The sequence below is a fragment of the Providencia sp. PROV003 genome (assembly GCF_045040775.1).
GTDB classification, from domain to species: domain Bacteria; phylum Pseudomonadota; class Gammaproteobacteria; order Enterobacterales; family Enterobacteriaceae; genus Providencia; species Providencia huashanensis.
Window position 1 is genome coordinate 1,274,631 of record NZ_CP096369.1, and the last position, 14,427, is coordinate 1,289,057.

Annotated in this window: 10 protein-coding genes; 6 read left to right on the plus strand and 4 right to left on the minus strand. The window is 39.7% G+C overall.

Translation table 11 applies throughout. From position 1 onward, the window contains the following. Positions 1-415: 415 nt before the first annotated feature. Positions 416-1,762 carry an MFS transporter gene (locus M1F14_RS05870; RefSeq protein ID WP_048605950.1) on the minus strand — a complete coding sequence of 449 codons (1,347 nt, stop codon included), beginning with the start codon at positions 1,760-1,762 and terminating at the stop codon, positions 416-418. A 72-nt stretch (positions 1,763-1,834) separates the two neighbouring features. Further along, positions 1,835-2,713, minus strand: a complete 879-nt coding sequence (locus tag M1F14_RS05875) for an SMP-30/gluconolactonase/LRE family protein (RefSeq protein ID WP_048605952.1) — start codon at positions 2,711-2,713, stop codon at positions 1,835-1,837. A 556-nt stretch (positions 2,714-3,269) separates the two neighbouring features. Between M1F14_RS05875 and M1F14_RS05880 the strand changes: the two genes are divergently transcribed. Genes M1F14_RS05880 through dmsD form a run of 4 tightly spaced genes read left to right on the plus strand, consistent with a single transcriptional unit; the run spans position 3,270 to position 7,892 of the window. After that, complete coding sequence (locus M1F14_RS05880) at positions 3,270-5,714, plus strand: DMSO/selenate family reductase complex A subunit (protein ID WP_129466518.1); 2,445 nt, start codon at positions 3,270-3,272, stop codon at positions 5,712-5,714. Between the two features lie 14 nt (positions 5,715-5,728). Beyond that, positions 5,729-6,346, plus strand: a complete 618-nt coding sequence (locus M1F14_RS05885; RefSeq protein ID WP_042845616.1) for a DMSO/selenate family reductase complex B subunit — start codon at positions 5,729-5,731, stop codon at positions 6,344-6,346. Position 6,347: 1 nt separating this feature from the next. Next, positions 6,348-7,199, plus strand: coding sequence for a DmsC/YnfH family molybdoenzyme membrane anchor subunit (locus M1F14_RS05890; RefSeq protein ID WP_042845615.1), 852 nt, complete (start codon positions 6,348-6,350; stop codon positions 7,197-7,199). A gap of 57 nt (positions 7,200-7,256) precedes the next feature. Continuing rightward, positions 7,257-7,892 (plus strand): Tat proofreading chaperone DmsD, encoded by a 636-nt coding sequence (gene dmsD, locus M1F14_RS05895; RefSeq protein ID WP_042845935.1) that lies wholly within the window; start codon positions 7,257-7,259, stop codon positions 7,890-7,892. Positions 7,893-7,953: 61 nt separating this feature from the next. Here the strand turns inward: dmsD and M1F14_RS05900 are convergent, their stop codons facing one another. Beyond that, a complete protein-coding gene (locus tag M1F14_RS05900) occupies positions 7,954-9,360 on the minus strand; it encodes a cytochrome-c peroxidase (RefSeq protein ID WP_131680060.1) in 1,407 nt (468 codons plus the stop codon). Positions 9,361-9,955: 595 nt separating this feature from the next. Here M1F14_RS05900 and M1F14_RS05905 point away from each other — a divergent pair. Beyond that, positions 9,956-11,683 (plus strand): lysophospholipid acyltransferase family protein, encoded by a 1,728-nt coding sequence (locus M1F14_RS05905; RefSeq protein ID WP_042845613.1) that lies wholly within the window; start codon positions 9,956-9,958, stop codon positions 11,681-11,683. 70 nt (positions 11,684-11,753) lie between these two features. On the opposite strand, the gene M1F14_RS05910 is transcribed toward M1F14_RS05905, so the two are convergent. Next, positions 11,754-13,022 carry a cytosine permease gene (locus M1F14_RS05910; protein WP_042845612.1) on the minus strand — a complete coding sequence of 423 codons (1,269 nt, stop codon included), beginning with the start codon at positions 13,020-13,022 and terminating at the stop codon, positions 11,754-11,756. A 702-nt stretch (positions 13,023-13,724) separates the two neighbouring features. Here M1F14_RS05910 and M1F14_RS05915 point away from each other — a divergent pair. Further along, positions 13,725-14,387, plus strand: coding sequence for an ABC transporter ATP-binding protein (locus tag M1F14_RS05915; RefSeq protein ID WP_048605956.1), 663 nt, complete (start codon positions 13,725-13,727; stop codon positions 14,385-14,387). The last annotated feature ends 40 nt before the right edge of the window (positions 14,388-14,427 follow it).

Below are 14,427 nucleotides of genomic sequence, written 5' to 3' on the forward strand. Positions count from 1 at the left end.
TCTCCTTTTAAATGTGGGTAACATTTTGTTTCATATATAAAACATTGTTTATTATTTAAAACCAGATTAATTGTATGGACGATTATTAGTCAATCAAATGTTGGTTTTATGTAAAATAATCGTTTCAAAATGTGGGGTGTGTCTAGGTTATGGTGATGTTTTGTTTCATATAAGAAACCCAAGCTGACATACGCAGAGTAAAGTGCAGACTAAGCTGGTCGTGTTAGAAAAGGTGAAAGAATGGGGGGTGAGAGAAGAGGGGGAATAAAATTAAAATGGCACCTTATTTAGACGCCACTAAAAAAGCGTTTCACGTATAGTTAAAACTGATTGAAGAAATAACTTAATGTCGTTTAAGTACAAAACCACTTATATACAAAGTGGTTCTATACTTACTATTGTCAAAAATGAAGCGTTAACTTGCTACTGGGGTTTGATGGTTGTTATTTAATGGTGCATGGGTCGTAAAGAGTTGTAATATAACGCCTAATAATGCGCATGCAGCCATCGCAAAGAAGGTATAAATATAGCCTAAAGAACTATTCCAACCCCCACCTAAATTGATTAACCAGCCCATTAATAACGGTGATAACGCACCGCCAATAAACATTGATGTGGTAATAATACCATTTGCTGTGGATATGGACTGGTCATTTGCATTATCTGATGCCATGGCATAGTAAATAGGCCAAACAGCGTTAGCGACTAAGCCAAAAAACAGTTGTATTGCGATGATTTTTGGCATTGAGGTTGCGAAGTAAAATAAAGCAATCCCGATACTCATCCATAAACCACAGATGATCAATGTTCTTTTTCTGCCTAAGATATCCGATAACCATGGCCAAACAATTTGCCCAACCACGCCCGTCAATGTAAAAATAATACTCAAACCCGCAGAAGCCGCTAAAGATAACCCCGAAACATGATATAGATAAGAAGGTAATACCATGCTTATCCCCATATAGACGATTTGAGTTAATAGGGTATTCCCGGCGGTTAAGGCAATATTTCTATTTTTTAGTGTTTTCAGGAAAATTTTTAACCCTTCACCTTTTTGAACTTGAGTACTGCTATTCTCAGCAGGTTTTGTCATCCCTGACTTTTCAATATGTTGATATAATATTGAAATCCTTGCAGCGGTAGAATATTTTGCCCAAAAAATCATAATAGGCAGTGCGACGATTAATGGAATAAAGAAACTATAGCGCCAATTTGCTTCGCCAAATTCAGAAATAATAAAGCTTGCGACAACGCCACTTAATAAAGCCCCAATAGGATAGCCCGTATGGTGTACACCGAGAGCAAACCCTCTTTTTTCTTTAGGCCACCATTCAGCAGTATTACTGACGCCAACAGGTTCACCCCAGCCTGCACCTAAATTAACCCCAAAACGCAATAGAATAAAATAGGTTAAGTTATGGCTAATTGCTTTAAAACCTGAAACAAATGAAATTGCGGTATAACCTAAAACTAAAGGAACTTGAAAACGAGCTCGTTTCCAACCGGAGCCATATCGGTCACTTAATACAGAACCTGGTATGTCAAGAATAGCGAGAGCTATCATGATAATAGCAACAATATTACCCCACTCTTCAGGGCTTAAATTAAACTCTTGAGAAATAACCGGACCTAACCTTAAAATCATTTCTCTATCATAAGCATTCAATAACCAAATAAGCCAACATATGAATAATGAAACCCATGAATAGCGATGTATATTCTTAAAGGATATTTTATTATTTGAAACATTATTTTTAATCATAATTATAGCTCTTTTATAAGTATAATAATTTGAGGTTAATTGATATTAAATTTTGATTAGCAAATTGTTTATCTACCCACCAAATCTTTTTTCAGCTATACCCTTTACACCAAGATTATGTATTGAGAATACGCTTCCTCTTAATTGACCATCTTCAGGGAAGCGAGGTAATGGTGGCCTTGCCATTGAAGTAACATATAAAATATCTAAATTTTCGCCGCCAAAAGCGACGCTGGTGACCTTTTTAACTGGCATTTCGATAATTCTGTCAATATCGCCGTCGGGGTTATATCTCACGATTTTCCCTGCATAAACGAGTGCATTCCAAAGGTAGCCTTCACTGTCAACAGTTGCTCCATCTGCAGCGCCTCCTGTTGATGTATCGACTTTGCAGAATGTCTGGCGATTATTAATATTACCTGTCGATACGTCATAATCATATTTCCATATTTCCCCTGTCCATGTATCAGCAAAATAAAAAATATCACCGTTTGGTGACCAACAAGGTGCATTAGAAACAATAATGTTTTGTTCTATTTTATGGAGTGAGTGGTCTGTATTTAATCGATATAACGCCCCTGATGGGTTATCTTCTTGCATGTCCATAGAGCCGACAACAAAGCGTCCTTGTCTATCGACTTTTCCATCATTAAACCTATTGTTAGGTTTGTCACTTTCAGGTGCGTGCAGAAGATGAGTTTCACCTGTTATAAAGTCAAGAATATATATTCCTTTTTCTAGGGCGACTATAGCCGAATGACCGTCTTTGCATAAAGCCATTGAGCCTATTTTTTGCCTAACATCCCAACATTTAATTTCAGTTCCTTTTTCTGTACATGAAAATACTCGTCCATCTAAGCTATCAATCCAATATAAACGTTGTTGTTCTACATCCCATATAGGGCCTTCCCCTAAATTGTTTTTTAAATCCAATAATATATTTATTTTCATTTTTCAAATCCTACTAATAACATTATTTAAACTAGGGTTATTTAATGGGTTTCGGGAGTGTGATTACTTACACGATTGGGTTAATTAGTTATAGAGAATCTTAATAGTAGGGGAATAACGCTGGAATAATGTGAAGATGGCAATGTTTATTATATATTCAATTGTTAAATCATTTGTTCATTTGCACAATGAAATAAAATTTAATATTGAGGATGGTTCTTATATTTTTTTATTCTAATAGTTATCTAAAATAAAATCAATTGACTTAAATTAAATGTATAGTTAGGCATATTAACTAATACTTCTTAATAAAGGTAATAGATTAATCGATATTAAATTAACTTTTTAACAGAAAGTGGATTAACTTTATAAATTTAACTTTAGTTATTTTTTGTGTCAATAAACCTTACATTTTGTAATGGATTATTGATCGCGCACAAGGCTCCATTCTGACCTGTCTATAGAATAACCATTGAAATTACATAACTTAGCTAAATACAAAAAAATTTTAATAAAGCTATTTAAACTTTAAGAAGCAATGTTAAGTGAGGCAGATATGGATAAAGCATTATCTGATAGGTTGCTCCAATCGGAAATCAGCCGTAGGAAATTAATGCAAACAGGTACTGCAGGTGGGCTAGCGCTTGCCAGTGGTGCATTAAGTTTACCCTTTTGCAGTGCCGCGAATACGAATGAAACTGCATCACAAACAATGACACCCAAGGAAAAAATTGTTTGGAGCGCATGTACGGTTAACTGTGGTAGCCGTTGCCCGTTACGGATGCATGTGGTCGACGGTGAAATTAAGTATGTCGAAACCGACAACACAGGCGATGATGTTTACGGAGACAAACATCAGGTAAAAGCGTGTTTACGTGGTCGCTCTATGCGCCGCCGTGTGTATAACCCTGACCGCTTGAAATACCCAATGTTGCGTGTTGGTGCGCGAGGTGAGGGGAAGTTTAAGCAAATTAGTTGGGAAGAGGCCTACGATTTAATCAGTGACAATCTAAAACGTATCATTGCCGATTACGGTAATGAAGCGGTCTATTTGAACTATGGTACGGGGACTCTAGGGGGGACGGTTGCTCGTTCGTGGCCGCCGGCCAACTCACCTATTGCACGCCTAATGAATTGTACAGGTGGTTATTTAAACCACTATGGCACATACAGTACGGCACAAATTAGCTGTGCGATGCCTTATACCTATGGCAGTGGGGCAGGAAACAGTGTTTCTGATATCGAAAACTCTAAGTTAGTGGTGCTATTTGGTAATAACCCAGCTGAAACGCGAATGAGCGGTGGTGGTATTACTTATCAATTAGAGCAAGCGCGTGAGCGTTCGAATGCACGCATGATTGTTATTGACCCTCGCTATACTGATACGGCAGCAGGGCGCGAAGATGAATGGATACCGATCCGACCTGGTACTGATGCTGCATTGGTCGCGGGGCTTGCTCATGTGTTAATCACAGAAGACATGGTTGACCAACCTTTCTTAGATAAATACTGCGTTGGGTATGATGAGAAAACCCTCCCTGCGGATGCGCCGAAAAATGGCCACTATAAAGCGTATATTTTAGGTCAAGGGGATGATGGTGTAGAAAAAACACCACAATGGGCTGCGCAAATCACCGGTATTCCGGCTGATAAAATCATTAAACTCGCGCGTGAAATCGGTTCAGCAAAACCAGCTTATATTAGCCAAGGTTGGGGGCCTCAGCGCCATTCAAATGGTGAGCAGACAGCGAGAGCTATTGCGATGTTGCCGATTTTGACTGGCAATGTGGGAATTAGCGGGGGGAATACAGGGGCCCGCGAAGGGAATTACGATATTCCATTTGAACGCATGCCAACCCTTGAAAACCCAGTTAAAACCAGTATCTCTGTATTCTTATGGACAGATGCTATTGAACGCGGCCCTGAAATGACCGCAACTCGCGATGGTGTTCGGGGTAAAGACAAACTAGATGTGCCAATTAAATTTATTTGGAACTACGCGAGTAACAGTTTAATCAATCAACACTCAGATATTAATAAAACACATGAAATTCTTCAGGATGATAAAAAGTGTGAAATGATTGTTGTGATTGATAATCATATGACGGCTTCGGCAAAATATGCAGACTTAGTCCTGCCAGACTGTACGGCCTCGGAACAAATGGATTTTTGTTTAGATGGTGCTGCCAGTAATATGGGCTATGTCATTTTTGCCAGTCAGGCAATTGAACCTCGCTTTGAAAGTAAAACTGTGTACGAAATGTGTACGCAAATTGCACGTCGTATGGGGGTGGAAGAGAAATTTACCGAAGGGCGAACACAAGAAGAGTGGTTACGCCATTTATATGAAATTTCAAGAGAAAAACTGCCAGAACTCCCTGATTTTGAGACCTTCCAGCAGCAAGGGATCTACAAAAAAATGAATCCGCAGGGACATGTGGTGGCACACCAAGCCTTCCGACAAGACCCTATTGCTAACCCACTAAATACGCCATCGGGCAAAATTGAGATCTATTCATCACGCTTAGCGGATATCGCGAAGACATGGACATTGGATGAAGGCGACCTGATTTCTCCTCTCCCAATGTATTCTCCTGGCTTTGAAAGCCATGATGACAAACTTACGGATAAGTATCCTTTGCAACTTAGTGGTTTTCACTATAAATCACGAGTTCACTCAACTTATGGCAACGTCGATGTGCTTAAGGCAGCTTGTTTACAAGAGATGTGGATTAACCCGATTGATGCAAAACGTCGCAACATCAAAAATGGCGATATGGTGCGTATTTTTAATGATAGGGGTGAGGTTCATATCAATGCCAAAGTAACACCAAGGATTATACCGGGGGTGGTTGCGATGGGGGAAGGGGCTTGGTATGCACCAGATGAAAACAAGATAGACCACGGTGGGAGCCTTAACGTATTGACCACGCAGCGTCCGTCACCGCTGGCAAAGGGTAACCCTCAGCACAGTAATCTTGTTGAAGTGGCTAGGGTATAGGGAGGAGATAAATCATGACAACCCAATATGGTTTTTATATTGACTCAGCCCGTTGTACGGGGTGTAAAACATGCGAATTAGCCTGTAAAGATTACAAAAATTTATCTCCTGAAGTGAATTTTCGACGTATTTACGAGTACACAGGGGGAGATTGGCAAGAAGATAACGGTGTATGGCATCAAAACGTCTTTAGTTACTACCTGTCAATCTCCTGCAACCACTGTGAAGACCCTGCGTGTGTCAAGGTGTGCCCGAGTGGTGCGATGCATAAACGTGAAGACGGCTTTGTGGTCGTAGATGAAAGTGTCTGTATTGGCTGCCGTTATTGCCATATGGCTTGTCCATATGGTGCACCGCAGTTTAATGCGGAAAAAGGTCATATGACAAAATGTGATGGCTGTTATGAGCGAGTGGCAGAAGGGAAAAAACCGATTTGTGCAGAATCTTGCCCACTGCGAGCCCTCGATTTTGGTCCTATTGACGAGTTACGTAAAACTCACGGCAATTTGGCTGAGATAGCGCCATTACCTGAAGCGCATTATACCAAGCCAAATATTGTGATTAAACCTAACGCCAATAGTCGCCCTGTCAATGATACGACGGGTCATTTAGCCAATCCACGGGAGGTCTAAGATGGGCAACGGATTACATGAATGGCCGCTGATTTTATTCACCGTTTTAGGCCAAAGTATAGCAGGTGGTGCGATTGTGACCGGACTTGCATGGCTATCGACTGATGATAAACAGCAAAAACAGCGCATTGTTAATGCCATGCTAGTGCTATGGGTGCTAATGGGGCTAGGCTTCTTAGCCTCTATGATGCATATGGGGTCACCATTACGGGCCTTTAACTCGATGAACCGTGTATTTGCATCTTCATTAAGTAATGAAGTGCTGTTTGGTTCAATCTTTTTTGCCCTCGGGGGGCTTTGGTGGCTGCTATCTGCGCTGAAGAAAATGCCTGAGGGGTTAGGTAAAATTTGGTTGATCCTTACAATGCTAATGGGGTTAGTCTTTGTCTGGGCTATGACTCGCGTCTATATGATTAGTACTGTACCGACATGGGACACGCCACATACCACTATCGGCTTCTTTATGACGGTGTTTGTGGTGGGGCCTATCTTAGGGACATTGTTACTGCGAATCGCTAAATTTCCCCTTCATAGCGGTAAGTTAGCGGCAATCAGTATTATTGCCTATATTGTGACTATCGCATCGGTGTTACTACAAAGTGGTGAAATAGCGCTAATCGCTAGCTCAGTACAAAAAGCGAGTGATTTAGTCCCTGACTACGGCTTATTGCAAATGATCCGTTTAGTGGCTACAAGCCTTGGCTTGTTATTGTGGATCTTGCCAATTTTCCGTCAAAGTCAACCTTCTGCGGTAAGTTTGTTGATCGGCACATTATTGGTGTTGTTTGGTGAATTGATTGGACGTGGACTATTCTATGGTTTACATATGACAGTCGGTATGGCTGTTGCTTAATAGTAAACTTTTCAGCGTAGGGGGGTCCCTACGCTGACCACCGCAGAGACAATGAATATGCAAGACACGCGATTTCTTGAACAGGTAGCAATTACTGGACGCGTTCTCGGTTCTTTATTTTATTTCGCCCCAGATAGTGAAAATAATACGGATATTGTTGCTATTTTGCAGGAACCGACATGGCATGAAGAATGGCCATTTGACTTACCGTCTTTAACTACCATAAGTCAATTTTTTCAGTCCAGTATTCACGATGAAGAACCCTTGAACGAAGCCTGGCAGCGTTTATTTATCGGGCCTTATGCTTTACCAGCTCCCCCTTGGGGCTCAGTTTGGTTAGATAAAGAAAATATTATTTTCGGTGATTCAACTGTTGAGCTTCGTCAATGGATGCGTACAAAAGGCATTGAACCTGTGACGACCCAAAAAGAGCCTGAAGACCATATTGGCTTGGTCTTGATGTTAGCGGCTTGGTTAGCAGAGCAAAATAGGCGAGACGATCTTGAAGAGCTACTCGCGTGGCATCTTTTACCTTGGTCTGAACATTTTTTGGATACTTTAGCGGATACAGCAGACAGTGCTTTTTATATTGCAGTAGCGAAATTGACCAAAGAGACGCTTGCTGGCTATCAGCAACAAATCACACAGCCTGTTTTAGCAAAAACAGTGTATTACAAGGAAAACGCCGAGTAAAAAATAGCACCATCCAGTTATAGGGTTGGTGCTATTGGTTTCTATTAATTGTTATTGTAGCTTAGGGTGTTTTTTCGCCTTGTTGTACATAAGGTGTATACACACCCGTTAAACTTTTCAAGAAGGCCACAATATCATCGACATCTTTTTGTGGGAGTTCTTTACCCACTTGATAACGCAGCATCAGTTTAACGGCTTCGTCTAAGGTTGCCACATCACCACGGTGGAAATAAGGTGCGGTTAGCTCGACATTACGCAGTGTTGGGACTTTCTGACGTAGCTTATCGCGTTCATCGGAAGTCACATTCATACGGCCAATATCTTGTGCAGTTATTTCACCGAATTCATAATCTTTCTTCAAGCCTAGAGGTTCGAAAGAGCGACCGCCGAGAATAATTCCCCCATGGCAAGTTGCACATTTATTCTCTTTAAATAGTTGGTAGCCATGTAATTGTTGAGCGGTCAGTGCACCGTTATCACCTCTTAACCAATTATCGAATGGAGAATCCGGGGTAATTAATGTTTTCTCAAACTCGGCAATGGCATCGGTAATGGTATCGCCTGTAAAACCTTCAGGATAGACGGCATTGAAATCGCTTTTTAAAACAGGGTCCTGATCCAATTTAACAATGATTTCATCCCAAGATTTTGAGGCCATTTCAATTGGGTTTAATGGCGGCCCACCGGCTTGAGCTTGTAAGTCAGGTGCTCGTCCATCCCAGAATTGCTCAACGTTAAATACGGAGTTAAATACCGTTGGTGCATTGATAGGTCCTACTGCACCGCCAACACCAATTGATGTTTTACGACCATCAACCCCGCCGGCATTTAACGCATGGCAATGGGCACAAGAGATAGTACTATCGCCAGATAGACGCGCATCATGGTAGAGGCGGAAACCTAAAGCGACTTTTTTGTCATCGACTTCCAGTGATTTGGGAATAGGCTGGATTGGTTCATTACGATGTTCAGCAGCCATATCTTCACTTGCGTAATGTTCTGCTCGTTGCTTGGCTATCCAATCAAGAAGTTTAGTTCGTTCTTCATCACTGACACTGCTCGCCCAATGAAGTGCGACATAGCGAGTTGGCGGCATCGTGTGGTTCTGCATAACCCACTCAATTTTGTTTAATTCACTTTGTGGAACAGGTTCTCCAGCGATAAGAGCAGCGCGTGCGGCTTCGAGGTTAAATGATTTATAGCCGAGTTGAATATCATATTCCATCAATTGTTTTGCGATGGGGAATGATGCATAGGCGGGTAAATCAGCTGATGGAGTATGGCAGTAATCGCATCCTTTTTCGTCAAAAAAACGGAGGACTTGATTATTTTCTGCAATTTTAGATGTCTGAATGTCATTATTTTGTCTACGTTGATTATCGTGATACCAAACGTAACCAGATAACCCAAAATATCCGAGTAAAAGCAAAAATATGACAGCGACCGTAATGCGAGTAAGCTTTTTCATTACACTATCCTTGGAAGATTGCGGTCAAATATATTTAAATATTTTTAATTAATATAATTCTACAGCCGGACTATGATGGATAAATAAAGCTGAAAGGTTCTTGATTTTTATCAACGATGGCCATCGGTTTAAACGATTGCTGAAATAAGATTTGCCTATCAATCAAACTAAAAAGAAAAATAATCAATTTTAATTATTGTACTTGATTGAATTATATGTGAATTAATTTTTAGCTTACATCATGATGTGAGAAAGTCTAAATTTTAAAAACAAGTTACCTTTAATGATGGCTTCCCCTTTATTTTTAATTAATCTAAGTAAATGCAAGTAGAAAAATATATTTTTATGCTTTTTTGATATTGTTGTAAATTAAATGCATATTTTAATATTGAATATAATATGTAAATTTTTTCTAATTTTTAAAATAAATTCTATTTTCTCTCGTTATTGTTGTATCGGAATAATTGTAAAATATATTTATTAACCCCCACTGACATTATCTTTTTTTATCGCTTCATTATTTTGTCATAAAAAAGACATTTCATTGTCATGAGCCTGACTTAAGTTCCTTGTAACTAAGCTAGGAGATAGCATTATGTTTAGTGTCGATACCTTGCTCCACGATATTTACCCACAGCAGCTACCTTCAGTATGGAAGCGTCGTATATTGAAGCGCTTGCTTTTCGAAAAGGAATTTAATCAATTTGCGCTTAATTACCCACATTTAAAAGGTTTTGACCTGATAGAACAGGTTATGGAGTACTTTGATATTCGCAGTGAATTTGCCGAAAGAGATTTAGAAAATATCCCTACTCAGGGGCCAGTTGTTTTAGTGGCAAATCACCCGATTGGTTCTTTGGATGGCCTCGCGATATTACGAGCGGTGGCTACAGTTCGTCCCGACGTTAAAATCGTAGCTAACCAATTTCTGAGTTATATTGAGCCACTAAGTAGCTTGTTTATTCCTGTTGACAATATAAAGAGTAGAACCAGTCGCCAACAAGTTTCCAATATGCAACAACATTTGAATAACCAAGGGGCTTTGATTATTTTCCCTGCGGGGGAGGTTTCTAGGGTTAGCCGCAAAGGTATACGTGATGGACATTGGCGTAGTGGTTTTTTGCGTTTAGCAGCGAAAGCCCGGGCTGTTATTGTTCCCATTCATGTTCAAGGGCGTAATAGTTATTTATTTTATCTCACCTCGATGGTTTATCGCCCTTTATCAACGTTAATGTTAGTCAGGGAAATGTTTAAGCAACAAGGTAAACAAATAAAAATACGGATTGGTGGGCGTATACCATTTACACATTGGCATAATGGGCATATGAAGGCTCATGAATTAGCAGAACGATTTCGTCGTCATGTGTATTTACTGGGTAAGGGTAAAGCGGGGTTATTTACTAGTGAATCAGCCATTGCACTACCTGAAGACCGTTCAGAATTAAAAAAAGCGTTAGTTGCTTGCGAGCATTTGGGGACATTGCCTGATGGCAAAATGATTTATCTTTATCAACGAAATCAAGATATCAGGTCGCCTATACTTCGTGAGTTAGGCCGATTACGGGAAATTGCTTTTCGCGCTGTCGGTGAAGGGTCTGGAAAACGTCGTGATTTAGATAGCTACGATGATGACTATTGTCATCTGATCCTTTGGGATGAAGATGAGCTGGATATTGTGGGTGCCTATCGTTTTATCCCAACTGAGAAACAATTGGCTGTGAAAGGGTTAGCCGGTATTTACAGTTATAGCTTATTTCACTATGACCAAAAAATGTTACCTATTCTTGCTCAAGGGATTGAGTTAGGAAGAAGTTTTATTCAGCCTAAATATTGGGGCAAACGAGGTTTAGATTATTTATGGTTGGGAATAGGCGCCTATTTAGCCAAGTACCCACAATATCGTTATTTATTTGGTCCAGTGTCTATTTCTGGTGCGATGCCAGTAGCTGCAAGGGATTTATTAATTGCATTTTATCGGCTCTATTTTTCTGCAAAACAGACAATGGCACAATCACGCCAGCCTTATCCCGCTTCCTTACCGCAAGTGCTTGCCCAATTTGCGGGAGATAACTACCAAGAAGATTTAATTAAATTAAAGAGCTTACTCAATAATATCGGCTGTTCGATTCCGACACTTTATAAGCAATATACAGAACTGTGTGAGCCTGGGGGCGTACAGTTTATGGATTTTGGTTCAGACCCAGCTTTTAATGACTGTGTTGATGGTTTGATATTAGTCGACTTAACTAAATTAAAGCCTACACGCTATCAACGGTATGTGGGGGGACATTTAACAGGGAAAAGAGTCGCCACATCATTGTAATGAATCATAATTAAATGAATCCGATTTGAGAGGGGGATTGGGGGAATAGTTCTCCCCCAATTGTGTTTATCTATTTAGTGAAATTATGGCCAATAAGGTAGATGAGCGAAGAAGATATTAACCCTGCAACCACGACTGATAACTCAGGAGCGTAGGCATTCACAATTAATGCAATTCCTGATGCTAATATCCAAGAGATAAAAGCTAAAGGTTGCCAATTTTTTGACTCATCATTTTTTCTTTTTAAGACTAATTGGTCCATGATAATAATTGCCGCAATAGGTGGAACAATCAATCCAAGTAAATTTAACCAAGTTTGGAATGCATTCCAAATCCCTGTCACCGCAACGATAATCCCAATCACACCAAGGATAATCGTTAAGGTTCTCATTTTTCCTTTTGTAATATGTGACCAACCAACAGCACCATTGTATAAACAATGAGTACAGCCCACGCCTAAGTTAACAAAAACAAAAATGATAGCCAAAATAGAAAGTAACGGGCTAGCATTGGCTAGGATCGTAATAAAATCTCCGCCAGTCACTTCTGGGTGCAATACCACTCCGGTGGCTACAATTATTGCGCCAATCACTTCTGCAAAGAACTTGGAAATTGGGAAGGCGGTAAATGCAGCTAAAAAACCTTGTTTACCATTTTTTGCCCAGCGGGTGAAATCTGCGGTCATGGTACCTGAATCGGTAAAGGTGGAGAAGATCATCGTTACAGCGACACCGAATGAAAGTACGCCAGCACCAACCGCAGGCTGATAATTAATAATATCTGATGAGCCATTTTTCATAGCAATAACAACAGAAATAATGCCGAGGATTAAATACATCGGGGCTGCAATATAGCCCAGAAAGGCTAATGCTTTTATGCCTATGAATGTGGCTCCAACATAAAGCACACCACCTAAGATAGTCATCAGTAATAGGTTCTGTCCAAATGAACGAAACATTGTGTCGCCAGTTAGGCCAACCATCAGAGCAAACCAACCTATAACGACGGTTGCCAGCAACCCTGAAACTGCAATATATCCACGCTGTCCAAATGTTTTTTTAGCCGAAATAGCAAAGTTTTCCCCGGTTTTTCCTGCTAAATAACTTAAGGAACCAATAACTAAACATAAAAGTAAATTACCCACGAGGATTGCAGTGACCCCCATTTTGAAACCGAGCATTGCTGTAACGACACCGCCAATCACTGCGCTGGTTAATACTAGAGGGAAGCTGTACCAAACGGCAGAAACGGAGGCAAAGCTTTTTCGATGTTCAATAGGGACTGGGACATGTTCATATTCGGAATCTAATAGAGCATTTTCTTTTTCTTTATTTGACATATTAGGTGAACCTCATTTTATTAAAAATAATTGGAGTACCTATAAAAATAAATTTTTAAATATTTATTGTTCTAATATTTATGGTTTATTAATAATGGCGAAATAGAATCTATTGTTAATAAATAAATTTATTAACTTGTAATAAAAATGTTTTTCTTGGTTTTTTTATGATAAATCAAGCATATCAATAGTCAGTAGTGAATAGAATCCATTTGAAATTAATTCATCAATAAGGTGGGTGATTGTTGATCTTTTTTCAATAAACAAGGTTTTATGTGATTGCTAACATCATTAAATAAGAAATTAATATTGTTTTTAGATGGTTTGTAAAAAATTCATTAGAGTTAATATTACTCTCATTAAATAATAATGTTTAAATTGTGATTAATATCAAATTGCGTGTTTTCTTATTGTTATTTAACTGTGTTTTTTATGTTTCTTTTAATTCGTAAAAAGTACTTTTATTCTGTCAAAATGGAATATTAATTTTTTATGATGCCATATGAAAATGCGATCTTTGCATGAATTAGGCTGTCATCATCCAATCATAAAATTGTCATCAATTTGACGTATTCAAGCCGTAGCATCATCCATAACGATTAAGTCCCAAAGAGGATACAAATAGTTATGCGACAAACTCTCTCTTCCTTGAGTGAGTCTCCCTGTCTTTTGCCATGTAGGCAGGAAACGGGGGGCTTACCGATGATCTCAATTCAACGTTTATCTCAGGCATTTTCACACCAATATGTACTAAATGGCATCGATTTATCTGTAGAAAAAGGCACGATCCTTGCGCTACTAGGGCCTTCTGGTTGCGGTAAAAGTACTTTGCTTAAATTATTAGCGGGTTTATTACAACCTTCTGGCGGTGCGATTTATTTTGGTGATCAACTGGTGGCGAATTCTCAACGCCTTGTTCCTCCTGAAAAGCGCAATCTTGGCATGGTATTTCAGGATTATGCGTTATGGCCGCATATGAGCGTATTTCAAAATGTGGCATTCCCTTTGCGTATGCGCGGTTTCAGTCGTCCAGAAATCGAAAATCATGTTATGGAAGCTTTAAAGCGTGTGGGGTTAGTGGATTTTGCTAAGCGGAAACCCGCTGATTTATCAGGGGGGCAGCAACAACGTGTTGCCTTAGCTCGCGCCATTATTGCTGAGCCTAAAATTTTGTTATTCGATGAGCCTTTGTCAAATCTTGATGTTGCATTACGCCAATCACTTTGTGCAGAAATGGCTCAATTACTAAGAGCATTAGGGACTACCGCTGTATACGTAACACATGACCCCGCAGAGGCTAATGCACTAGCACATCAAGTTGCACATATGCGCAATGGAAATATTGAAAGTTTGACCACATTATGAAGAGAGAGACCGCTATGCAAAATTTACTGTCAAAGAACCG

What these genes read in the sequence shown, in the direction of transcription:
- M1F14_RS05870 (WP_048605950.1), bottom strand. Translation starts at nt 1,762, where the DNA reads ATGATTAAAAATAATGTTTCAAATAATAAAATATCCTTTAAGAATATA.
- M1F14_RS05875 (WP_048605952.1), bottom strand. Translation starts at nt 2,713, where the DNA reads ATGAAAATAAATATATTATTGGATTTAAAAAACAATTTAGGGGAAGGC.
- M1F14_RS05880 (WP_129466518.1), top strand. Translation starts at nt 3,270, where the DNA reads ATGGATAAAGCATTATCTGATAGGTTGCTCCAATCGGAAATCAGCCGT.
- M1F14_RS05885 (WP_042845616.1), top strand. Translation starts at nt 5,729, where the DNA reads ATGACAACCCAATATGGTTTTTATATTGACTCAGCCCGTTGTACGGGG.
- M1F14_RS05890 (WP_042845615.1), top strand. Translation starts at nt 6,348, where the DNA reads ATGGGCAACGGATTACATGAATGGCCGCTGATTTTATTCACCGTTTTA.
- dmsD (WP_042845935.1), top strand. Translation starts at nt 7,257, where the DNA reads ATGCAAGACACGCGATTTCTTGAACAGGTAGCAATTACTGGACGCGTT.
- M1F14_RS05900 (WP_131680060.1), bottom strand. Translation starts at nt 9,360, where the DNA reads ATGAAAAAGCTTACTCGCATTACGGTCGCTGTCATATTTTTGCTTTTA.
- M1F14_RS05905 (WP_042845613.1), top strand. Translation starts at nt 9,956, where the DNA reads ATGTTTAGTGTCGATACCTTGCTCCACGATATTTACCCACAGCAGCTA.
- M1F14_RS05910 (WP_042845612.1), bottom strand. Translation starts at nt 13,022, where the DNA reads ATGTCAAATAAAGAAAAAGAAAATGCTCTATTAGATTCCGAATATGAA.
- M1F14_RS05915 (WP_048605956.1), top strand. Translation starts at nt 13,725, where the DNA reads ATGATCTCAATTCAACGTTTATCTCAGGCATTTTCACACCAATATGTA.